Source organism: Halorussus sp. MSC15.2 (assembly GCF_010747475.1).
In the GTDB taxonomy this organism is placed as follows: Archaea; Halobacteriota; Halobacteria; order Halobacteriales; family Haladaptataceae; genus Halorussus.
This window is the reverse complement of sequence record NZ_VSLZ01000005.1, coordinates 22,837-44,402: the sequence shown is the minus strand read 5'-3', so window position 1 is coordinate 44,402 and position 21,566 is coordinate 22,837. Positions and strand designations below refer to the sequence as shown.

General features: G+C 67.9%; 21 protein-coding genes and 2 pseudogenes. 11 read left to right on the top strand and 12 right to left on the bottom strand.

The features are described 5' to 3' along the window. Nucleotides 1-59: 59 nt before the first annotated feature. Nucleotides 60-341, top strand: coding sequence for a hypothetical protein (locus FXF75_RS17070; protein ID WP_163523057.1), 282 nt, complete (start codon nucleotides 60-62; stop codon nucleotides 339-341). 21 nt (nucleotides 342-362) lie between these two features. Here FXF75_RS17070 and FXF75_RS17065 read toward each other — a convergent pair whose 3' ends face one another. Continuing rightward, nucleotides 363-1,715 carry a S1C family serine protease gene (locus tag FXF75_RS17065; protein ID WP_163523056.1) on the bottom strand — a complete coding sequence of 451 codons (1,353 nt, stop codon included), beginning with the start codon at nucleotides 1,713-1,715 and terminating at the stop codon, nucleotides 363-365. Between the two features lie 170 nt (nucleotides 1,716-1,885). Here FXF75_RS17065 and FXF75_RS17060 point away from each other — a divergent pair, with 170 nt between their 5' ends. Then, entirely contained in the window at nucleotides 1,886-2,281 is a 396-nt protein-coding gene (locus FXF75_RS17060; RefSeq protein WP_163523055.1) for a hypothetical protein, read from the top strand. 2 nt (nucleotides 2,282-2,283) lie between these two features. Here FXF75_RS17060 and metX read toward each other — a convergent pair whose 3' ends face one another. Both metX and FXF75_RS17050 read right to left on the bottom strand, forming a co-directional pair. Then, complete coding sequence (metX, locus tag FXF75_RS17055; RefSeq protein WP_163523054.1) at nucleotides 2,284-3,531, bottom strand: homoserine O-acetyltransferase; 1,248 nt, start codon at nucleotides 3,529-3,531, stop codon at nucleotides 2,284-2,286. Next, a complete protein-coding gene (locus FXF75_RS17050) occupies nucleotides 3,528-4,844 on the bottom strand; it encodes an O-acetylhomoserine aminocarboxypropyltransferase/cysteine synthase family protein (protein ID WP_163523053.1) in 1,317 nt (438 codons plus the stop codon). The genes metX and FXF75_RS17050 overlap by 4 nt, the downstream gene beginning before the upstream one ends. A gap of 633 nt (nucleotides 4,845-5,477) precedes the next feature. On the opposite strand from FXF75_RS17050, the pseudogene FXF75_RS17045 reads away from it, so the two are divergent. Continuing rightward, a pseudogene (locus tag FXF75_RS17045) lies at nucleotides 5,478-6,404 on the top strand (family 43 glycosylhydrolase); the annotation flags it as partial. Between the two features lie 2 nt (nucleotides 6,405-6,406). On the opposite strand, the gene FXF75_RS17040 reads toward FXF75_RS17045, so the two are convergent. Both FXF75_RS17040 and FXF75_RS17035 read right to left on the bottom strand, forming a co-directional pair. Further along, the gene (locus tag FXF75_RS17040; protein WP_163523052.1) at nucleotides 6,407-6,613 is read right to left on the bottom strand and encodes a hypothetical protein; all 207 of its coding nucleotides are present in this window, start codon (nucleotides 6,611-6,613) and stop codon (nucleotides 6,407-6,409) included. Between the two features lie 3 nt (nucleotides 6,614-6,616). After that, complete coding sequence (locus FXF75_RS17035) at nucleotides 6,617-6,853, bottom strand: hypothetical protein (RefSeq protein ID WP_163523051.1); 237 nt, start codon at nucleotides 6,851-6,853, stop codon at nucleotides 6,617-6,619. Nucleotides 6,854-6,945: 92 nt separating this feature from the next. Between FXF75_RS17035 and FXF75_RS17030 the strand changes: the two genes are divergently transcribed. Continuing rightward, the gene (locus FXF75_RS17030) at nucleotides 6,946-8,010 is read left to right on the top strand and encodes a S66 peptidase family protein (protein ID WP_163523050.1); all 1,065 of its coding nucleotides are present in this window, start codon (nucleotides 6,946-6,948) and stop codon (nucleotides 8,008-8,010) included. A 55-nt stretch (nucleotides 8,011-8,065) separates the two neighbouring features. Next, on the top strand, nucleotides 8,066-9,274 hold the full coding sequence (locus tag FXF75_RS17025) for an MFS transporter (RefSeq protein WP_163523049.1): 1,209 nt from the start codon (nucleotides 8,066-8,068) through the stop codon (nucleotides 9,272-9,274). Nucleotides 9,275-9,329: 55 nt separating this feature from the next. Here FXF75_RS17025 and FXF75_RS17020 read toward each other — a convergent pair whose 3' ends face one another. After that, nucleotides 9,330-9,503 carry a hypothetical protein gene (locus FXF75_RS17020; RefSeq protein WP_163523048.1) on the bottom strand — a complete coding sequence of 58 codons (174 nt, stop codon included), beginning with the start codon at nucleotides 9,501-9,503 and terminating at the stop codon, nucleotides 9,330-9,332. A gap of 59 nt (nucleotides 9,504-9,562) precedes the next feature. Then, nucleotides 9,563-10,732, bottom strand: coding sequence for an alanine--glyoxylate aminotransferase family protein (locus FXF75_RS17015; RefSeq protein WP_163523047.1), 1,170 nt, complete (start codon nucleotides 10,730-10,732; stop codon nucleotides 9,563-9,565). A gap of 97 nt (nucleotides 10,733-10,829) precedes the next feature. Between FXF75_RS17015 and FXF75_RS17010 the strand changes: the two genes are divergently transcribed. Further along, nucleotides 10,830-11,066, top strand: a complete 237-nt coding sequence (locus FXF75_RS17010; protein ID WP_163523046.1) for a PRC-barrel domain containing protein — start codon at nucleotides 10,830-10,832, stop codon at nucleotides 11,064-11,066. Nucleotides 11,067-11,081: 15 nt separating this feature from the next. Here the strand turns inward: FXF75_RS17010 and FXF75_RS17005 are convergent, their stop codons facing one another. Further along, complete coding sequence (locus FXF75_RS17005) at nucleotides 11,082-11,903, bottom strand: hypothetical protein (RefSeq protein WP_205427798.1); 822 nt, start codon at nucleotides 11,901-11,903, stop codon at nucleotides 11,082-11,084. 118 nt (nucleotides 11,904-12,021) lie between these two features. On the opposite strand from FXF75_RS17005, the pseudogene ligA reads away from it, so the two are divergent. After that, nucleotides 12,022-14,095 (top strand): annotated as a pseudogene (gene ligA, locus FXF75_RS17000) (NAD-dependent DNA ligase LigA). A 32-nt stretch (nucleotides 14,096-14,127) separates the two neighbouring features. On the opposite strand, the gene FXF75_RS16995 reads toward ligA, so the two are convergent. Next, nucleotides 14,128-15,012, bottom strand: coding sequence for an ABC transporter permease subunit (locus FXF75_RS16995; RefSeq protein ID WP_163523045.1), 885 nt, complete (start codon nucleotides 15,010-15,012; stop codon nucleotides 14,128-14,130). Next, the gene (locus tag FXF75_RS16990) at nucleotides 15,009-15,935 is read right to left on the bottom strand and encodes an ABC transporter ATP-binding protein (protein WP_163523044.1); all 927 of its coding nucleotides are present in this window, start codon (nucleotides 15,933-15,935) and stop codon (nucleotides 15,009-15,011) included. Before FXF75_RS16990 ends, FXF75_RS16995 begins: the two co-directional genes overlap by 4 nt. 154 nt (nucleotides 15,936-16,089) lie before the next feature. On the opposite strand from FXF75_RS16990, the gene FXF75_RS16985 reads away from it, so the two are divergent. Next, nucleotides 16,090-17,016, top strand: a complete 927-nt coding sequence (locus FXF75_RS16985; RefSeq protein ID WP_309221854.1) for a lamin tail domain-containing protein — start codon at nucleotides 16,090-16,092, stop codon at nucleotides 17,014-17,016. Between the two features lie 51 nt (nucleotides 17,017-17,067). Here the strand turns inward: FXF75_RS16985 and FXF75_RS16980 are convergent, their stop codons facing one another. After that, the gene (locus FXF75_RS16980; RefSeq protein WP_163523043.1) at nucleotides 17,068-17,331 is read right to left on the bottom strand and encodes a hypothetical protein; all 264 of its coding nucleotides are present in this window, start codon (nucleotides 17,329-17,331) and stop codon (nucleotides 17,068-17,070) included. Nucleotides 17,332-17,541: 210 nt separating this feature from the next. On the opposite strand from FXF75_RS16980, the gene FXF75_RS16975 reads away from it, so the two are divergent. After that, entirely contained in the window at nucleotides 17,542-18,150 is a 609-nt protein-coding gene (locus tag FXF75_RS16975; RefSeq protein ID WP_163523042.1) for a hypothetical protein, read from the top strand. Nucleotides 18,151-18,159: 9 nt separating this feature from the next. Then, on the top strand, nucleotides 18,160-19,974 hold the full coding sequence (locus tag FXF75_RS16970) for an excinuclease ABC subunit C (protein ID WP_163523041.1): 1,815 nt from the start codon (nucleotides 18,160-18,162) through the stop codon (nucleotides 19,972-19,974). A gap of 12 nt (nucleotides 19,975-19,986) precedes the next feature. Here the strand turns inward: FXF75_RS16970 and FXF75_RS16965 are convergent, their stop codons facing one another. Next, nucleotides 19,987-20,313: a hypothetical protein gene (locus FXF75_RS16965; RefSeq protein ID WP_163523040.1), complete on the bottom strand. Its 327-nt coding sequence runs from the start codon at nucleotides 20,311-20,313 to the stop codon at nucleotides 19,987-19,989. Nucleotides 20,314-20,380: 67 nt separating this feature from the next. Between FXF75_RS16965 and FXF75_RS16960 the strand changes: the two genes are divergently transcribed. Beyond that, nucleotides 20,381-21,547: an SPFH domain-containing protein gene (locus FXF75_RS16960; RefSeq protein ID WP_163523039.1), complete on the top strand. Its 1,167-nt coding sequence runs from the start codon at nucleotides 20,381-20,383 to the stop codon at nucleotides 21,545-21,547. Nucleotides 21,548-21,566 lie beyond the last annotated feature (19 nt).

Below are 21,566 nucleotides of genomic sequence, written 5' to 3'. Positions count from 1 at the left end.
TCCGCTCGGAACTGTTCGGAATGGCGGACCTTTTTGGGCCGCCGCGTCAATCGACGGCCATGTCCGAACCTGCCGTCTTGGAGTCGCTTCCCGACCGTTCGATGAAGCGGTCCGAAGTCGAGGAACTCGGCGACAGCGACGCGGTCGATTGGGTCGAGACCCTGCGGACCGGAAACGGCCCGCGGCGAAACATGGTCAATGCGTGGGTTATCGAGACGAGCGGGACCGCCCACGTCCTGCTCTACGAACTCGACGGGTGGGTCTCGCAGGGGTCGTTCGACACTGAGGGGCTAACCGCCGACGAGAAACTCGAACGCGGCGAAGACGTGCTGGACTTCTGAGTCCGTCGGCGGTCTCGGTTCTCACTCGGTGGTCCCCTGTCTCGTGGCGTTCGTCCGCGCGGCGTCCGCCGCCGACGCGGGTTGGACGACGGTCGTCTCCGTCGTAGGCGTTTCAGTCGTGGTCTCGGTGGTCGTAGTCGTCTCCGTCGTAGTCGCGGTCGTGCCCGGCGTGGTCGTCCGCGGTTGCGCCGGAATCGACGGCCGCTCGCCGAGCGTCACCTGAACCGTCCGATTCACGCCGTCCCGGAGCACTGTCAGGTTCACCGTCTCGCCCGGTCGCGTTTCGAGCAGCAGGAACGTCAGCAGGTCCTCCTTGTCCTCGATGGCCTGCCCGTCGGCCGCGAGGATGACGTCGCCGTCGTACGGCAGACCGGTCCGCTTGTCGATGGCCGGTGCCGGTTGCAACTCCTCGGCGGCCGGACTGCCCAGCACGACGTCGGCCACCATGACGCCCCGAACGACGCTGAGGTTGTTCACCTCGGCCAACGTCGGCCCGACGGTCACGGGTCGAATCCCGAGGAACGAGTGTCGGTAGGTCCCGTTCTCGACGAGCGCCGGAACGACCTCGCGGACGACCGTGGCGTCGATGGCGAAGTTGATGCCCGCGTCGAGGGGACCCGCACCGGCGTAGTTCACGCCGACGACCCGCCCCTCGCAGTTGACCAGCGGTCCGCCGCTGTTCCCCGGATTCACGGCGGCGTCTATCTGTATCGTGTTCGGGATGACGCTGGTGAGGTTGTGCGGGTACTGGACCGTGACGGCCCGCTCGGTGCCGCTGACGACGCCGGTACTTATCGACTCTTCGAGACCGAGCGGGTTCCCGAACACCGCGACGGGTTGCCCGCGCTCGGCCGGTTGTCGCGCGAGTTCGAGCGCGGTGGCCGATTCGGGCGCGTTCTCGACTCTGAGCACCGCGAGGTCGGTCGCTAAGTCCGCCCCGACGAGTTCGGCCTCGCGCCACCGACCGCCGGCGAACTGCACGTCGTACTCGGTCGCGTTGAACGCGACGTGCCAGTTCGTGACGACGTACGCCGTCGAGTCCTCGATTCGGTAGACCCATCCCGACCCGCCGCCGAGGACGCCCGTCTCGTTCGAGGCGTTGATGGCGACGGTTCCGTTCGACACCCTGTCGTACAACTGCCGGTAGTTACAGGTCGCTTGCCGCCGGTCTGCCGCCGCGTCCGTACGGACCGCACCGGAAGACGCCGACACGTCGCTCGCCGGTGCCTGCGATGCGACGCTCGCTTCCGCGCTCGCTCCGCCGGTCGCGTCGCTCGGTTGCGCGTGCTGTACTCCCGGACTCGTCACTCCGCCGACGGACCCCGCGCTCACCAGTGCGAGGACGAGAAGCCCCGCGAGCAGTCGGTTCCCCATTCCCGACTGCCGTCACGACGGCGGAGGCAATGAATATCCGGATTCGTTTCAGACGAACGACTTATTGCGTCCCGGTCGAACGTATCCCGCTGTGACGCCCATCTCGCGCGCAAACTCCTCGCGGGTGCGCGCTCGTCCCGTTCGCGGGGTGTTCGACGGACGTCGAAGACTTGACCGACAGAGAACGGTTCCGTCTCAACGTGGTGGACGTGGGCAACCGCGTCGAAAGACCGTTCTCGGTAGACGTGACGGTTCAGAAGGACGGCGAACCGGTGTTCGACCGGACCGTCGAAATCGACGCGGCCGACGGTTCGAAACTGGGTACCTACCGTGTCTCGGCCCCGTGGATGGACGAACTGGCGCGCTACGAGACCACGGTTCGAGCGTCCGGCGACTCGCTGACGCTCGGAACCGACCGAGTCGCGGCGTCGTCGGATAGCCCGCTCCACGACCTGCCGTGGCTCGATTTCGTGTTCGTCGTCGACGAGAGCGGGGTCTCCGGATACGTCCCGAAGTACCACTCGCGCGAGGAGGCGCGACGCCACGCGAACGTGTCGCGGCCGTAGAATCAGTCGCCGAACAGACTCGCGTGCACCGGCGCGAACTCGCGCTCGTCGGCGTCGCTGACCGCCCGGCCCTCGACGCCCGCCGCGAGGAAGTCCCGAATCGGCGGGCCGACCTCCTCGGGTTCCACGAGGAAGGCGTCGTGGCCGTGGTCGCTCTCGACGACGTGGTTGGCGACGTCCACGCCCGCCGTCTCGAACGCCGCCGAGAGGCGCTCGGCCTGTTCGACGGTGAAGTGCCAGTCGCCGGTGAAACTGATAACCAGCGCCTCGCCGGAGAACCCGGCGAGCGCGTCGGCGTCCGAGTCGTAGCCCGACGAGAGGTCGTAGTCGTCCATCGCCCGTGTCAGGTAGAGGTAACTGTTGGCGTCGAACCGTTCCACGAACTTCTCGGCCTGATAGTCGAGGTACGACTCGACTTCGCGGTAGGGGAAGAAGTCGCCCGCGGGGTCGTCCGGCGCGAAGGCGTCGGCCATCGCGGCACGGCCCGCAGACCGCCTGCCGAACTTCCGGTCCATCGACTCCTTCGAGAGGTAGCTGACGTGTCCCAACTGACGGGCGACTGCGAGACCGTCGTCGGGTTCGCCCCGTCCATCGGCCGCGGACTCGTCCGAGGAGTCCCCGGTCGCTTCGTCCTCGGAGGTCCCGTAGTAGTCGCCGCCGTTCCAGTTGGGGTCGGTCGTGATGGCCCGGCGCGCGATGGCGTCGATGGCGAGCATCTGGGGGTCGAGTCGCGCCGCGGTGGCGACCGGAATCACGCGGTCCACGCGCTCGGGGTAGCGCTTGGCCCACTCCAAGACGTTCATCCCGCCGACGCTCCCGCCCACGACGGCATGGAGCGGGCCGACCCCGAGGTGGTCGAGCAGGCGGGCCTGCGCCTCGGTCCAGTCGCCGACCGTCACGGCCGGGAAGTCGGTGCCGTACGGGTCGCCGGTCTCGGGGTCGATGCTGGCGGGACCGGTCGTCCCGTAGCACGACCCCGGCACGTTCGCGCAGACGACGTAGTACTCGCGGGTGTCGATGGCCTTGCCCGGGCCGACCACGTCGCTCCACCACGCCGCGGCCTGCCCGTCGGTCGCGTCGTCGCGGGCCGGTCCCGTGACGTGCTGACTCCCGGTCAGGGCGTGACAGACCAGCACCGCGTTGTTCCCGTCGTACTCGCCGTAGGTCTCGTAGGCGACCTCCAGCGGGACCGACCGGCCGCACTCGAACTCGAATGCCCCGAGGTCGGCGGTGTCGCGGACGCGGTTCATGTTCCGCCCGTCGCGTCGCTCGTCGATTGCTCGATGGCGCGCTCCACGTCGGCCAGCAGGTCGGCCGGGTCCTCGATGCCGACCGAGAGCCGAATCAGGTCGGGCGAGACCCCGGCGTCGCGCTGTTCCTCGCGCGACAGTTGGGCGTGGGTCGTGCTGGCGGGGTGGATGACGAGGGTCTTGGCGTCGCCGACGTTGGCGAGGAAACTGGCGAGTTCGACGTTCTCGCAGAACCGCTTGCCCGCCTCGAACCCCTCCTCCAGTCCGAACGCTATCATGCCGCCGTAGCCGCCCTCCAGATACTCGCTGGCGTTGTCGTGAGTCTCGTGGCCCTCCAGTCCGGGGTAGGCGACCCACGCCACGTCGTCGCGGTCCGCGAGGTACTCCGCCAGAATCGCGGCGTTCTCGCAGTGGCGCTCTATCCGGAGCGGGAACGACTCGATGCCCTGCATGGTCTGCCACGCGTCGAACGGCGACTGCTGGTTGCCCAGACTCCGGAGCGCGCGGAACCGGACCGCGGCCGCGAGCGGCGCGTCGGGGAAGTCCGCCGAGAAGTCGGTGTCGTGGTAGGCCGGATTCTCCCCCGCGAGTTCGGGGTAGTCGTCGGCGTGGGCCTGCCAGTCGAAGCTTCCGCCGTCCACCAGTACGCCGCCGACCGTGGTGCCGCTCCCGTGGAGCCACTTCGTGGTGGACTCCCAGACCGCATCTGCGCCGTGTTCGAGGGGCCGACAGAGCGCGGGCGTGGCGAAGGTGTTGTCCACGACGAGAGGCGCTCCGGCGTCGTGGGCGATGGCGGCGACGCGCTCGAAGTCCGGCGTCACCAGCGAGGGGTTGCCGATGGTCTCGACGTGGACGAACGCGGTGTCCTCGTCCACGGCCTCCTCGTAGGCCTCGTAGTCCAGCGTGTCCACGAATCGGGGTTCGACCCCGCGCCTGCTGGCAGTGTGTCTGAGGTGTGCGGTGGTCCCGCCGTAGGTGTCTGTCGAGCAGACCACGTTGTCGCCCTGCCCGGCGAGGACGAGGACCAGCGAGTCGAAGGCGGCCATCCCGCTCGCGGTGGCGACCGCCCCAGCGCCGCCCTCCAGCGAGGCGACGCGGTCTTCGAGCGCGCGAGTCGTCGGGTTCGAGATGCGCGAGTAGACGTCGCCCTCGGCGTCGAGCGCGTAGAGGTCCGCGGCGTGGTCGGCGTCGCCGAACTGGTAGGAGGTCGTCTGGTAGATGGGCGGCGCTCGCGCCCCGGTCGCGGGGTCGGCCCCGTACCCCGCGTGGAGGCTTCGCGTGTCGAAGCGCGGCTGGTCGTCCTCGGAGGTCATGTACTACACTCATATTTCTACGGAGAGTTATAACCGAGAGTTACGGCAAGGCTTGCAAGACGGAGGGGATGACGGTGATTTGTCACCCGCTGTTCGTCGTTTGCTGACCTCGGAGTACCTTCTGCTCGGCGCGTGCTGGCGTCATCGCGCCGTGGCGCGATTGCTCGGAAGACGCGGGTTGTCTTCCGGCGGACCCGCGTGGTCCGCCGAGGCGTGCGAGGGACGAGCGAACGAAGTGAGCGAGGAGGTTGGGGAGGTGTGAGGCTGTCGCGGTGCGGTTGCGGTGACTCCGTGGCTCAAGCAGTAGCTAGCCGTCCTTTCCCATTCTGTCTCTCACTTCGACTATTAGCCGTCCTGTTCCGTCCCCAATTCTGCCATCGACTCCGCCAATTCCGGCATCCACCACCGATTCGACCGACCAGAACCATTGCGCAAGAACACTTTTCCACGACGTCGGTGTACCCCCGGCGTGAACCGGCGCGAACTCCTCGCCAGCGCGGGGGTCGCCTGTCTCGGCGGCGTCGCTCCTTTCAGCGACGTCCCCCGTTTCGAGACAGATGACTCCGCGACCACGACGACCACCGCGACCGAAACTACTCCCGAGGGCAGTCGCAGGACACCTACCGCAACCCGGTCTACGAGCACGTCTTCCCGGACCCCGACGTGCTTCACGTCGATGGCACCTACTACGCCTACGGAACGTACCACCCGTGGAAACCGGACGAGGGTCCCGAGCGTGAACTCGTCCCCATCCTGCGGTCGCCGAACCTCGTGGACTGGACGCCGGTCGGTCCGGCCTTCGAGGAGGAACCACCGTGGTCGCAGTACCGCGGCCTCTGGGCACCCGGCGTGGGGCGACTCGACGGCCGGACCGCGCTCTACTATTCCGACTCCGAGTTCGGGGCCGACAACCCCGGAATCGGGGTCGCCACCGCGCCCGACCCCACGGGACCCTTCGAACCGCGGGGCGGTCTCTTCCGGAGCGAGCGAATCGGGGTGCCCAACTCCATCGACCCGATGCTGTTCGTCCGCGACGGGACGCCGTACCTGTTCTGGGGGAGCCACCGCGGAATCTACGGGATTCGACTCGCCGGGGACGGACTCTCCGTGGCGGGCGAGAAGTTCCAGATAGCGGCCCGCGGCGTCGAAGCGCCCTACGTCGTCGAGCGCGGCGGCTACTTCTACTTCTTCGGCTCCCGGGGCACCTGCTGTGCGGGCGCGAAGAGCACCTACTACGTCGTCGTCGGCCGGTCCGAGAATCTCCGGGGACCGTACCGCAACCGCGCCGGGGAGCGACTCACGCTCGCCGACGCGACCGGGACGACGATACTGGAGGGCGGCGAGCGGTTCCTCGCGCCGGGTCACTGTGCGGTGGTCCGCGACCGAAACGGCGGGTGGTGGATGCTCTACCACGCCTACGTCGCCGGGAACGCGTGGGTCGGCGACACCCCGAGACGACTGCTGATGCTCGACCGGATTCGGTGGGAGAACGGGTGGCCCGTGGTCGGCGAGGACGGCACGCCGAGCGCGACGGGGAGAGTCCCGCCGGTCGAGGAGTGACTCTACAGTCCTTCGCCGAGGGCGACGAGGAAGACGGCGACGAGACCGACGAACCCGACGCCGAGCGCGACCAGCGTGAGGTCGACCATCACGTCGCCGAGAACGTGGAAGAGTTGGACCACCAGTACCACCACCAGCAGGGCCGTGACGCGGTCGAGTCTGTCGCCGAGCGCGTCGAGTTCGGCCGCGAGCTCGTCCGAATCGGTCATCGGTCAGATACCCTCCCCGGACAGCAGTCCGACGACCGACCTGCCCCAGAGGTACGCGAAGCCGAAGACGAACACCGCGACACTGGCCAGCAGGGCGTCCACGTTCAGCAGTTCGAGCAGTTCGACCGCGAGGAGGGCGACGAGGAGGAGGGCGATTCTGTCGAGGCGGGCGAGACGCTTCGCGTCTCGAAATGCGAACGATGAAACCGTGAGCGAGGCGAGCAGTTCGGGGTCGGCCATGCGCGAGTGCTGGCAGCGACTCAACATCAACGTGTGGGGTTCGCTCTCTCCCCTCCGAAAATCATAGCATGCCCGACACCCAACTCCCAACCATGAACGACTTCGTCGTCCCGCCCGCGCTGGACCGCGGCGACAGGGTGGCGGTCGTCGCGCCCGGGTCCAATCGAGCGACCGAGTACCCGCACGTCTACGAACTCGGCCTGAAGCGCCTGCGGGAGGTGTTCGACCTCGAACCGGTCGAGTTCCCGACCGCGACGAAGGACACCGACTACCTCTACGACCATTCCGAGGAACGCGCCCGGGACGTGATGGACGCCTTTGCCGACCCCGAGATTTCGGGCGTCGTGACCGTCATCGGGGGCTTCGAACAGGTTCGCATCCTGAAGCACCTCGACCCCGAAGTCCTCCGGGAGAACCCCACCAGATTCTACGGCATCAGCGACAACACCAACCTCGCGTGCTACCTCTGGAACCTCGGCGTCGTCTCGTTCTACGGCGGCACCGTGATGACCGACCTCGCCATGCAGGGGTCGATGCACGACTACACCGTCGAGTACCTCGAAACGGCGTTCTTCGCGGAGGACCTCGACGCGTTCGGCGAGATTCGCCCCGCCGACGAGTTCACCGACGAGGACCTCGACTGGGCGGACCCCGACAATCTGGACCGCCACCGCGAGACGGAACCGAGTCCGGGGCGGACGTGGCGGGGCGGCGACCGCGCCGTCTCGGGCCGGACGTGGGGCGGGTGCGTCAGCACGCTCGACATGCAGTTGCGCACCGACCGGTACCTCCCTCCGGCCGAGGACCTCGACGGTCGAATCCTCCTGCTGGAGACCTCCGAGGAACTCCCCTCCGCGATGGACGTTCGACAGTTCCTCATCGGGATGGGCGAGCGCGGCCTGCTGGAGCGGTTCGCGGGCGTGCTGGTCGGTCGCGCCAAGGCCCGTAGCCTCTTCGAGGACCCCGGCCCGGAGGGCCGCGCCGACTACCGCGAGGACCAGCGCGAGACCATCGCGGACGTGCTGGCGGAGTACAACCCGGACGCGCCGGTCGTCTTCGACGCGGAGTTCGGCCACACCGCGCCGATAGCGCCGATTCCCGTCGGCGGACACGTCGAACTCGACCCGACCGACGAGACCGTCACTGTCGGCGGGTGAGTCCGGATTCACCGGCATATAAGGCCGAGCGGTCCCCATCTCCGACCGTCTCACCGTGACGCTCGCTCGACGCGACCGACCGATACTCGCCGCCGTGGTGTTCGCCGTCCTGCTCGCGCAGGTACTGCTCTATCCCGGCGTCCCGGACCTCGTCGCGGCGGTCGGCGCGACCACCGCCCTCGACGCGAGCATGTGGTTCCTCGCCGCGGAGTTCGCGGCGTTCGTCGTCTGCGCGGGTCTCTGGGGCGCGGTCAGCGACACCGCCGGACGCCGCGTCCCGTTCGTCGTCGCGGGCGCGCTCGGCGGTGCCGTCGGATACTTCGCGCTGGCGCTGCTGCCCGCGGCGCTGTCGCTGTCGTTCCCGGCGGTGCTGGCGATTCGCGTGCTTCAGGGCGCGACCACCATCGGCGCGTTCTCGCTGTCGATGACGATGCTGATGGACTTGGAGGGCGGCCACGGCAAGAACATGGGGGCGGCGGGCATCGCCATCGGTCTCGGCACCGCCGTCGGCGCGCCGCTCGGCGGTCAACTCTACGGATTCGGACCGTTCGTTCCGCTGTACGCGGCTGGCGGCCTGCTGGTCTGCGCCGCGGGACTGGCGCTTCTGATTCCCGACCGCGCGCCCGCCGACGGCGCGTCTTCGGACCGCCGCGGGCGCGTCTCCCGTGCGCTCGCCACCCTCTCGGACCGGCCGTCGCTCGGGATTCCGTACGCGTTTGGATTCCTCGACCGATTCACCGCGGGCTTCTTCGCGCTCGTCGGCACGGTCTACTTCCGAGAGGCGTTCGGTCTCGACGCCGCGGCGACGGGGCTGATGCTCGGCCTGTTCTTCGGTCCGTTCGCCCTGCTGCAGTACCCCTTCGGCGTCCTCTCGGACCGCATCGGACGAGCGATTCCCATCGCGGCCGGGTCGGCGCTCTACGGTCTCGCGGTGGTCGGCGTCGGTCTCTCGCCCACCGTCGAAATCGCGGGCGGCGCGATGGTCCTCGTGGGCGTCATCGGCGCGCTGATGGCCCCCGCGACGATGGCGCTCGTGACCGATCTCGCCGACGACTCCGCCCGCGGGACCGCGATGGCAGGGTTCAACGTCTTCGGGAGTCTGGGCTTCCTCGCGGGCATCCTCGTCGGCGGGACGGTCGCCGACGAGTTCGGCTTCCTCGCAGCGTTCCTCGTCGCCGGTGCGCTGGAGACCGCCATCGCGCTGGTCTCGATTCCGGCGTTCTTCCGAATCGACACCGGCGGGGCGAGCGTGTTCGGCGGGTAATCGAACGCCACTCGGTGGGGAGTCGAACGACGGTCCGGGACTCCCGCTCTCTCGGCTACAGGTCGGCGTTGTACAGCATGCCGAAGAAGAACCCGACGACGGCGAGCAGAGCGAGTCCGTTCACGCCGAGGTCGAGTGCGTTCACGAGTTGGAGGACGACGACGACGACCAGCAGGTAGGTTATGCGGTCGAGTTTCGCGGCGAGGTCCGGGGACCCGTCTCGGGACATCGGCATACGATTCACAGACCGCGTTGAAAAAAGCCGTTCTTCGGCCCGCAATCGCGGGCTTACCGCAGTTCCGCGCGGGCCGCCTCGACGCCCGCCTCGGTATCCACGTCCTCGCCGGTCTCCTCAAAGGCCTCGCCGATAGTGCGCACGCCGCGGAGAATCTGCTCGCTGGAGAGGTTCCCCATGTTGCTCACGCGGAAGATTTCGCCGCCGAGGTGGGCCTGTCCGCCCGAGATGGAGACGCCGCGCTCCTCGATGGCCTCGAAGAAGGCGTCGGGGTTCTCGCGCGTGTGGGTCGGGAGCGACACCCCGGTCAGGGTGTTGGAGTACTCGGTCGCCTCGTTGCGCTCGGCGAACAGGTCGAGTCCCATCGCGGTGAACGCCTCGCGGAACGCCCGCGACTGGCGGCGGTGGCGCTCGATTCGCTCGGCCATCCCCTCCTCCTCGATGTTCTCGACCGCCACCGCGAGCGCCCGGAACAGCGGCACCGCGCTCGTGAAGGGGGTCTGGTGGGAGTCGGCCTTCCGGAGGTGCCAGTCGAGGTCCTCGTAGAACGGCGCGGCGTCCCCGTCGAACCGCTCCTGTGCGGCCTCGGTGGCGTACATCGCCGAGGTGCCCGGCGGTGCCGCGAGGCACTTCTGGGCGTCGGTGACCGCCACGTCCACGTTCCAGTCGTCGATGCGGAACTCGTCGCCGCCGATGGAGGTCACGCCGTCCACGACGAAGGTGGCGTCGTACTCCGCGGCGATTCCGCCGACTTCCTCGACGGGGTTCAGCAGGCCGGTGCTGGTCTCGTTGTGGACCATCGTCACCACGTCGGTGTCGTCGTCCACGGCCTCTTCGACCGCGTTGAGGTCGATGGACTGGCCCCACGTCGTCTCGACGGGGTCCACCGAGGCGTACCGGTCGGCGATTCGCTTGAACCGCCGCCCGAACTTGCCGTTGACCAGCGGGACGACGTTCCCGCCGTCGCCGACCAGATTCGCCACCGCGGCCTCCATCGCCATCGTCGCGGTCCCGTTGAAGATGAGGCTTGTACCGTCGCTCGCGGTGGACGACCCGTCGAGCGTGGACTCGGTGAAGACGTAGTCGAGCGCGTCCTGCGCTCGCTCGTACACCGCCTCGAACTCGGCCGAGCGGTGCGAGACCATCGGTTCGTTCATCGCCTGCCGTACGTCGCGGGTCACGGGGACGGGTCCGGGGTTCAGGAGGAGGAAGTCCTCGCGCATACCTACACACTACGTCGGATTCGGCTTAAATAAGCGGGGTCTTCACAATTCCCGCCGGCCCCAGCGGTGATTGCCCCCGCGACCGTAGCGCACGGCGATGGCTGACTTCACGACGCAGGACGAGGGGAAGCCCGTCACGCTCGACGGCGAGACCGTCGGCACGGTCGTCATCGGCGACGACGACACGGCCTACGTCGACCCGAGCGCCGACGCGCCGGACCGCGTGCTGGCGAAACTCGACTGGGGCGACCGCGACGACCGACTCTACCCCCTCGACGAGACCGAAATCGACGCGATAACCGACGACGAGGTGCTGCTTCGCACCGACCTGTAGGCCTCGGCGGGGTGCTCACTCGTCCAACTGTTCGGCGATTCCGTCGAGGTGGTCGAGACCGACGACGGCGACCGTCTCGCCCCGACGCCGGAGCGAGTTCAGATTCGCGGCCATGCACTCCTCGCGGGTCTCGTCGCGGAGGCGGACCGGACGGGGCGGGTCGAACGCCCGGAGGAGCGACTGGGAGCGCCGGGCCTGCGACACCTCGTCGCGGGCCTGCATCGCGGGCGGGTCGGTCACGTCGCAGTCGTGTTCGACGGGGTGGTCCACCTCGACTCGGAGTGACGTCCGGTCGGCGACGGCGGCCGCGACCCGGCAGACCAGCGCGTGGCAGGTCACCGAGGTGACGCCCGAGGCGACCTTCCGGAGCGTCCCGAGCGACGCGCCGTCGCGCCAGCAGTTGCGGGCGAGTCGGACGAAGAAACTGCCGGTCGGCGCGTCGATGCCGACCACCTCGGCGTCGCACTCGTGGGCGGCCTGCGCCGCGGCGCTCATCTCGCCGCCGAACGAGGGCGGCGTCCGCGACTCGCGGGCGTAGGTCTCGTAGAGCGGCGTCGCCAGCGGCGGCGATTCGAGCGCGACGACCGCGGGGTCGCGCTCGCGGACGACCTCGCGGGCGCGGTGGACGCTCGCGGGGTGGTCGTGGACGACGCCGACGAGAGTTACGCCCACGTGGGGAAGTCTGCGGACGTACTCGTCGTTCATCCGGGGGTCGGCGGAGTCGGGCCGGTCGTCTGGCGATTCTGTTCGGTCGTCTGCGGAGTCAGGTCGGTCGTCGGAGGGGTTCGCGGAGTCGGTCGAATCCGGGGAGGGCATCGGCTTGGATGGTGCTTTCACGCACCACTGATAGTCCTTTTGGATTCGGCGGGGTTGGGAATCCGACCGAGAGAACTCGCGCCGTCCACCGGTGGTCGAAGACTGGAACTTTTACGGGATACCCGACAAACTCCCGGTAATGACCACCGTCAGCGCCGACGAGAACCCCTACGTCGAGGACCCGCCGACCGACTTCGACCCCGTCGAGCAACTCAGTGAGACCGAGGCCGCCGAGGAGGCCCGCCTGCTCCGGGAGGCGATTCGGTACCACGACTACCGCTACTACGTCGAGAACGACCCCGCAATCGCCGACCGGACCTACGACGCGCTGTTCACCCGCCTGCAGGACCTCGAAGACGCCTTCGACGTTCGGACCGAGGACAGTCCGACCCGTCGGGTCGGCGGCGAACCGCTGGACGAACTCGACACGGTCGAACACGTCGCGCCGATGCTCTCCATCGACTCCGGCGGCGAGGCCGAGGACGTGCGGGAGTTCGACCGGCGGGTTCGCCGGTCGGTCGGCGACGGCGTGACCTACGTCTGCGAACCCAAGTTCGACGGCCTCTCGGTCGAAGTGGTCTACGAGGACGGCGAGTACGTCCGGGCCGCCACGCGCGGCGACGGCTACGAGGGCGACGACGTGACCGAGAACGTCCGGACCATCGCCAGCGTGCCCCACCGACTCCGGGGCGACTACCCCGATTATCTGGTCCTCCGGGGCGAGGTCCACATCCCCGAGGACGCGTTCCAGCGACTCAACCGCGAGCGCGTCGAGCGCGGCGAGGACCCCTTCGCCAACCCCCGGAACGCGGCGGCCGGAACCCTCCGGCAGTTGGACCCCTCCGTGACCGCCGGGCGACCGCTCGACGTGTTCTTCTTCGACGTCCTCGACTCTAGTTACGACTTCGACTCCCACTGGGAGCAACACGAGACCCTGCCCGAGTGGGGGCTACGGGTCAACGACCGGTCGGAGCGCACCGACGACATCGAGGACGCGCTCGACTACCGCGACCGCCTGATGGACGACCGGCCCGAACTCAACTACGAGATAGACGGCGTCGTCATCAAGGTGGACGACCTCGACACCTGCGCGCAACTGGGGACCACCGAGCGCCACTACCGCTGGGCGTACGCCTACAAGTTCCCCGCGCGCTCGGAGGTCACGACCATCACCGACATCACGGTACAGGTCGGCCGGACCGGCCGCCTTACCCCTGTCGCGCTCCTCGACCCCGTGGACGTCGGCGGCGTCACCGTCTCGCGCGCCAGCCTCCACAACCCGGAGGAAATCGCGGAGATGAACGTCGGCGTCGGCGACGAGGTGAGAGTCGAGCGCGCGGGCGACGTGATTCCCTACGTCGCCGAGGTGGTCGAGAAGCGCGCCGAGGGTCACTACGAGTTCCCCGAGGAGTGCCCGGTCTGCGAGAGCGCGGTAGAGTTCGACGGTCCGATGGCCTACTGCACCGGCGGACTGGCCTGCGACGCCCAGTTGCGGCGCGCGGTCGAGTACTACGCCAGCGAGGACGGACTGGACATCGAAGGTCTCGGCGGCGAGCGCGTGGACCAACTCATCGACGCCGGGCTAATCGAGGACAGTCTCGCGGACCTCTACCGAATCGAGGAGTCCGACCTGACCGACCTCGAAGGCTGGGGCGAGACCAGCGCCGAGAACCTCCTGCGCGAACTCGAGGACTCGAAGCACCCTCGCCTGCGGGAGTTCCTCTCGGCCATCGGCATCCCGAAGGTCGGCCCGGCGACGGCGGCCGACCTCGCCCGCGAGTTCGGCGAGTTGGACGCCGTCCAGTCCGCGTCCCGCGAGCGACTGGAGTCGGTCGACGGCATCGGCCCGAAGGTCGCCGACCAGATTGCGGAGTTCTTCGACTCGCCGGAGAACGAGCGCGTCATCGACGACCTGCTCGACGCCGTCGGACCCCTCGAAACCCCGAGCGAGACCGAGACCGGCGACGAGTTGGAGGGTCTGACGTTCGTGTTCACGGGGTCGCTCGACGGCTACACCCGGAGCGAGGCGCAGGAACTGGTCGAAGACCACGGGGGGGAACGCCACCAGCAGCGTCTCTGGCAACACGGACTACCTCGTCGCGGGCGACAGTCCGGGCCAGACCAAACTCGACGCGGCCGAGGAGAACAACGTGCCGGTGCTGGACGGCGAAGAGTTCGACCGACTGTTGGCGGAGCGCGGCATCGAGAAATAGCGGTCCGTCGCCGGTGGGGAGTTACGTCCGGGTTAGAGGTCCGACTCCCGGAACACCAGATAGCCCAGCGCGACGGGGACGAGCAACCACAGCAGGAACTGGGCGAGTACGACCCAGTCCGAGAGGTAGAACGGCGCTTCGCCGAGTCGCTGGGAGATTATCTGCTGTTGCATTCTGGGAACACCGTAGAGTCGCGCGCCGAGGACGCTGTCGGTGTACAGGCGGGTGACGAGGCTCTCGTAGGCCCGGACCGGGTTGAAGTACTTGATGAACAGGCCGTACTTCACGAGCGTCATCTGCTCCCACCCGAGACCGAGTTTGTCGTTGAACACGAGCAGGACGCGTCGTACTTGCGTCCAGAGCATCGTCAGGACGACGTAGAGACCGACCGTGCCGAGCATGGCGCGGCGGTTCGAGGACGCCGCGGCGGAGACGCCCACCGCGAGGTTGACGAACACGACCCCGAGCAGCAGCGTCAGGCCGACGAACGCCAGATACTTCAGCGGTTCCACGTCGATGCCGTAGATGGCGAGGACGACGGCCGCGAGCAGCATCGAGACGAGCACCGGGAGCGCGAGGACCGTACTCCGTCCGGTCGCCTTCCCGGCGACGACGTCCTGTCGGGAGTGGGGCAGCGAGAGCAGCAACTTCAGCGACCCGGACTCGCGCTCGCCGATGATGGAACTGTAGGCGACGACGATGGCGACTATCGGCACCACGAGCGCGACGACGCGGTTGCCGAGCGTCGGGACGAACACCTCTGAGGTGAGCGGTTGGTTGCCGTTCGACTGGACGCCCGACCCGATGAGGTAGGCGCTCCCGACGAACAGGCCGAAGAAGACGGCCGACAGGCCCCACAGCCACTTCGAGCGCACCGCGTCCCGGAAGTCCTTCCGGGCGATGGCCTGCCACGTCATGCTGTCACCTCCTGTCCGTCGGTGGTGTAGGCCATGAACAGGTCCTCCAGCGAGGCCTCTTCGGTCTCGAAGTCGATTACCTCTGCACCCGCCTCCTCCAGCGTCGAGAGGACGGTGGTCTTCACGTCGCTCTGGCAGGAGACGGTCAGGCGGTCGCCGCTCTCGTTGCGTTCGACCTCCGAGACGCCGTCGAGCGCGCCCACGTCGGCGATGGCCTGCTGGGGCACGTCGCCAACCGTAATCCGGAGGACGGTGTCGGCGCTGGTCGTCTCGCGGAGACCCTCGATGGAGTCCTCGGCGACGAGTTGCCCGTCGCGGAGGATACCCACGCGGTCACAGACGGACTCGACCTGTCCGAGGATGTGACTGGAGAAGAAGACGGTCGCACCCCGGTCGGCCTCCTCGCGGACGATGTCGCGCATCTGGCGCGCGCCCTGCGGGTCGAGTCCCGTGGAGGGTTCGTCGAGGACGAGCAGGTCGGGGTCGCCGACCAGCGCCATCCCGAGGACGAGGCGCTGGGCCATCCCCTTGGAGTAGCCACCGGCCTTCCGGTCGCCGTCGCCGTCGAGACCGACGCGCTCCAAGATGGCGTCGGGGTCCTCGTCGGCCTCCTTCGACTCGATGGCGAATTCGAGGTGCTGTCTCCCGGTCAGTCGGTCGTACACCGAGAACCCCTCGGGGAGGACGCCGAGGTGTTCGCGGACCGCGACGCTCTCGTCGTGGACGTCCTTCCCGAGTACCCGTATCTCTCCTTCGGTCGGGCGTACGAAGTCCAACAGCATATTGATAGTCGTGGACTTGCCCGCGCCGTTCGGGCCGAGGAAGCCAAACACCTCGCCTTCTTCGACCTCGAAGGAGAGGTCGCGGACGGCGACCACGTCGCCGTACCGCTTTGTTACGCCGTCGATTTCGATGGCAGCCATAGTCGCGCTTTTTGCGTTCCCCTACGTAAACCCTTGTCTTATCTCACGAGGCGAGACGCGATTCGGTGACGCGTCGGTTTGCGAACTATACTCGAACGTAAGGGAACTAAATTTATTAGAAAAGACTTTCAATTAATAGTCTAATCTGGAGGACGTGGCACGAAAACGATTCCTTACGGCGATGTTGGTCGTCGCGCTCGTCGGGAGCATGGCGTTTCCCGCGGGTGCGGCGGTCGTTTCGACGACCGAAGACGCGACGACGAGTAGTATCAGTGGCTCAGTGACCGTGACCGTCACCGGCGTAGCGGACGGCGACACGGTGGACGTCCGCTACGAGAACGGCACCACCGAGACGGTCAGACTCCTCGGCGTGGATACCCCGGAAGTAAACGTCGAGAACACGCCCGGCGAGTTCGAGGGCGTCCCGAACACGCAGGCGGGTAAGGACTGTCTCCGCAGTGCGGGCGAGAACGCGAGTAAGTACACCAAGAACACGCTGGTCGGACGGACGGTCACGCTGAAGTTCGACAGTCAGTCCGACCGACGCGGCGACTACGGTCGCCTGCTCGCGTACGTCTACGTGGACGGCCAGAACTTCAACCTCGGTCTCGTGGAGAAGGGCCACGCCCGCGTCTACGACAGTACGTTCAGCCAGAGCGAGTCGTTCTACAGCGCCGAGAACGAGTCGCAGGCCAACCTCCGCGGCCTCTGGCACTGTCGGACCGTCGACGACGGCGGTGACGGCGGTGACGGTGGTAGCGACAGCGGAACGGCCTCCATCGAGTGGGTCTACGCCGAGGCCAGCAGCACGAACGACGAGCGCGTCCAAATCAAGAACACCGGAAGCGGCGAACTCGACCTCTCGGGCTACACTCTCGTGGACGAGGCCGGGAACAGCTACACGTTCCCGAGCGGTTTCACCCTCGCGTCCGGCGCGTCCGTCTGGGTCCATTCCGGAAGCGGTTCCGACGACGCCGACGACCTCTACGCCGCGTTCGGTCACGAAATCTGGAACGACTACGGCGACACCGCGCACCTCTACGACGAGAACGGAAACGAAGTCGATAGTCGGTCGTACTGACCGATTCCCTGCCGCAGTCTCTTTCTTTGCAGTCGTTCGGAGCGTCGGTTCTCACACCGTCTCGTCGGGGTCGTGCTTCTCGGCCATCCGGGTCGCTTCGTCGGCGTATCGGTCGCGAGTCTCGTCGTCCTCGACGGGGTTCAGGCTCTCGGGGTCGGCGTCGGTGGCGGCGGTCACGCCCGCCCCTTGCCGGAGCATGTTCATCGAGCGCTGGCGCTGCACGCTGTATTCGCCGTCGGTCGTGGCGTACACCAGCGAGACGAGTCCTTTGTCGGTGTACGTGCGCTCTACGAGCCAGAGTCGCTCGTCGTCCATGTCCACACCTTCTCGGCGAGCGAGTTGAATCCACCGGGTTCACGCCCCGACCAGTCTCTACTTTTTGCTCCTGACGTGCCAGTAGTGTTAAGACGGAAAGCGGCGTATTAGTCTGTGAATGATGGACTACGGGTGGCAGGAACGCTGGGGACACGGAGTACGAAGTATCGGCCACGACCGTCGTAGTTCTCTCTCGGCGACGTAATGAAGATGAGTCAGTCTCCGCTGTCCGAGGCGACGGACGACCGCCTCTCCGAGATGCTGTTCCAAGGGGAGGAGGTCGAAGACGAGTTCACCGTCGAAGGCGCACGCGTCGCGGTCACGACCCACCGGGTCCTCGTGTTCACCCCCGACGGCGACGGGCGGCGGTTCGACCACGCCGACCGGCCCAACGTCCTCGACGCGAACGTCGAGACCACCGGACAGGACTCCTACGTCGAGTGGGGCGTCCGGACCGGCGTCTACGGTGCGGTCCTGTTCGGCGGCGGCTTCCTCCTGAAGACAAGCGGTATCCTCGACCAACTCGGAGCCGCGAACCCGCCCGAAAACACGCCGGAGACCGGCGTCACGGAACTCGTCTCTCTTCTCCCGAAGGCGCTCGGCACCCTCACGACCGGCCTGCTCGTCGGCGGCGCGTTACTCGTCCTCGCGGCCCTCGCGCTCGTCGCGCTCTACCTCAGTTCCCGCGAGCGCGAACTCGTCATCGAACGCGCCGGCGACGACCCGATGCGAGTGCCGGTCCGCGACGACGACGCCGAGGACGTCGCCCGACGGCTTCGGGCGGCGGTAGGAACAGGTTCAAAGCCACGTAGCGACTAGCCGCGCTCGATGGACGGGGACGCGGTCCGCGAGCGCGCGGCGGAGTTGCCACGCGAACCGGGGGTCTACCAGTTCGAGGACGGTGAGACGGTGGTCTACGTCGGCAAGGCCGTGGACCTCCGCGACCGGGTTCGGTCGTACGCCGACCCGCGGGGCGAGCGAATCCGCCGGATGGTCCAGCGCGCAGACAGCATCGACTACTCGGTCACCGACACCGAGACGCAGGCGCTCCTGCTGGAGGCCAACCTCATCAAGCGGTTCCAGCCGAAGTACAACGTCCGACTGAAGGACGACAAGTCCTACCCGCTGGTCCAACTCACCGACCACGAGTTCCCCCGCATCGAGATAACCCGCGACCCCGACCCGGAGGCCCGCGCCCGGAGCGACGGGGGCGGCGTCCGCGGTCCGGACGCCGCGGGTCCGCGAGTCTTCGGTCCGTTCACCCAGAAGACGCGGGTCGAGACGGTCGTGAAGGCGCTCCGGGAGACCTACGGCGTCCGGGGGTGTTCGGACCACAAGTTCGCCAACCGCGACCGACCCTGTCTCGACTACGACATCGGTCTCTGTACGGGTCCCTGTACCGCCGAAATCGACCGGGACTCCTACGTCGCCGACGTGGAGTCGGTCGTCCGGTTCTTCGAGGGCGAGACCGGCGTCCTCGCCGACCCGCTCCGCAGGGAGATGGAGGAGGCCGCCGCGAATCAGGAGTTCGAGCGCGCGGCCAACCTCCGGGACAAACTGGAGGCCGTCGAGGGGTTCCACGGCGGCGCGGGCCAAGTGGTCGCCAGCGAGAGCGACGAGCGCACCGTGGACGTGCTGGGCGTCGCGCTGGAGGGCGACACCGCGACCGTGGCGCGCCTCCACAGCGAGTCGGGCCAACTCGTCGCCCGCGAGCGCCACGCCGTGACGGTCCCCGAGGGCGACGCGGAGACCGACGCGCCCGACGCCGACACCCGGCCGGGCGCGGTCCTCTCGGCGTTCGTGACCCAGTACTACACCGAGCGCGAGTTGCCCGACGCGCTCCTGTTCTCCGACCGACCGGACGACGCGGACGTCCTCGACTGGCTCGAACGCGAGGGCGTCGCGGCCCGCGTCCCCGGTGCCGGTCGAGAGGCGACGCTGGTGGACCTCGCGCTGAAGAACGCTCGACGCGGCGCGAGCGAACCCGACGCCCTCGCGGCGCTCCGCGACGCTCTCGACCTCGACCGGGTTCCGCGACGCATCGAGGGCTTCGACGTGAGTCACGCGCAGGGCAAGCACGCGGTCGGGAGCGACGTGGTGTTCGAGGACGGGTCGGCCGACAAGTCGGGCTACCGCCGGAAGAAACTCACCGACGAGAACGACGACTACGCCAACATGTACGACCTCGTGCGCTGGCGGGCCACTCGCGCGGTCGAGGGCCGCGACGATAGACCGGACCCCGACCTCCTGCTCATCGACGGCGGCGAGGGGCAACTCGCCGCGGCTAGAGAGGCGCTGGCCGAGGCCGGTTGGGACGTGCCCGCAATCGCGCTCGCCAAGGACGAGGAGGTCGTGATTACGCCGGACGGCACCTTCGACTGGCCGAGCGACGCCGACCACCTCCACGTCCTCCAGCGCGTCCGCGACGAGGCCCACCGGTTCGCGGTCCAGTACCACCAGACCCTGCGCGACGACGTCTCGACCGAACTCGACAACGTGCCGGGCATCGGCCCGGAGACCCGCCGGAAACTCCTCCGGCGGTTCGGGAGCGTCGAGGGGATTCGGGCCGCGTCGGCCGCGGAGTTGCGGGAAGTGGAGGGCGTCGGCGAGAAGACCGCCGAGACCATCGAGACGCAGTTGTAGGTCGCTCCCGGACTACTCCGAGTCGAGATGCTCCCGCGCCCGTCCGGAGTACCCCAGCACCACCGCCACCACCAGCATCGCCGCCAGACCGACCAGAAACGCGGCCTGCAGTGCCGCCGCGACCGCCATCCCGACGGCGCCGACGGCCGCGACCTTGTACCGGCCGGTCCAGACGCCCCGGGTGCCGGTGAGCGCGAACGAGAGCGTCAGCAGGTAGACCAGCAGTCCCGAGTCCGAGAAGCCGCCGAGCGCGAGGAGGACGTACGCTCCGATGACCGCGAGCAGGACCACCACCGCGACCGAGAACCCCTTCGCGACAGCGACGCGCGTGTTCGCCATACGTCCCATTGTCCGGCGAGCAACATAAACGTCAAACGTTAAGCCCCTATAGCATCGACTGAGAAACATGAATCCCTTCTACGAACTGGGGCGACTCACCGCGGGCGCGAACCTCTCTCGCGCGCTGGCGGGCGTCCTCGCGGTCCTCGCGGTCCTCTTCCTCCTCCCGTCCCTGAATCTCGTGACCGTACTGGGACTCCTCGCGCTGGGACTCGTCCTCGCGGTCCTCGCCAGCGCTGTCGAAATCGTCGGTCCCTACGAGAAGCGCGCGCTGACGGTGTTCGGCGAGTACCGGGGACTGTTGGGTCCCGGTCTGAACGTGATTCCGCCGCTCGTCAGCGAGACCCACACCTTCGACATGCGGACCCAGACGCTCGACGTGCCCCAGCAGGAGGCCATCACGGAGGACAACTCGCCCGTGACCGCCGACGCGGTCATCTACATCCGCGTGATGGACGCCGAGAAGGCGTATCTGGAGGTCGATAACTACGAGAAGGCGGTCTCGGACCTCGCCCAGACCACGCTCCGTGCGGTGGTCGGCGACATGGAACTCGACGACACGTTGCGAGAGCAGAAGGAGATAAACTCCCGCATCCACGACCAACTCGACCGGCCGACCGACGACTGGGGCGTCCGTGTCGAGGCGGTGGAGGTGCAGTCGGTGATGCCCACGCCGACCGTCGTGAGCGCGATGGAGCAACAGACTGCGGCCGAGCGCCGCCGCCGGGCGATGATTCTCGAAGCGCAGGGCGAGCGCCGGAGCGCGGTCGAGAAGGCCCAAGGCGAGAGAGCGTCGAACGTCATCCGCGCGCAGGGCGAGAAGCAGAGCCAGATTCTGGAGGCGCAGGGCGACTCGATTTCGACCGTGCTCCGCGCGAAGTCCGCCGAGTCGATGGGCGAGCGCGCGGTCATCGACAAGGGGATGGAGACGCTGGACGCCATCGGACAGGGCGACTCGACGAGTTTCGTCCTGCCGCAGGAACTCACATCGCTCGTGGGTCGGTACGGCAAGCACCTGACCGGGAGCGACGTAAGTCCCGTCGGCGACGGCGAATCGCTGGAGAGCCTCGACTTCGACGCCGAGACGGCGGAACTGCTCGGACTGGACGACATGGACGAGATGCTGGCGGAGTTCGATGATGCGGACGGGGACGGCGAGATGGACCTGGACGGCGCGGACGCGGACGACGCGGGCGAGAAACTGACCAACGCGCCCGAATCCGAGACGGAGTGAGTTCGTGTCGGGCGACCGG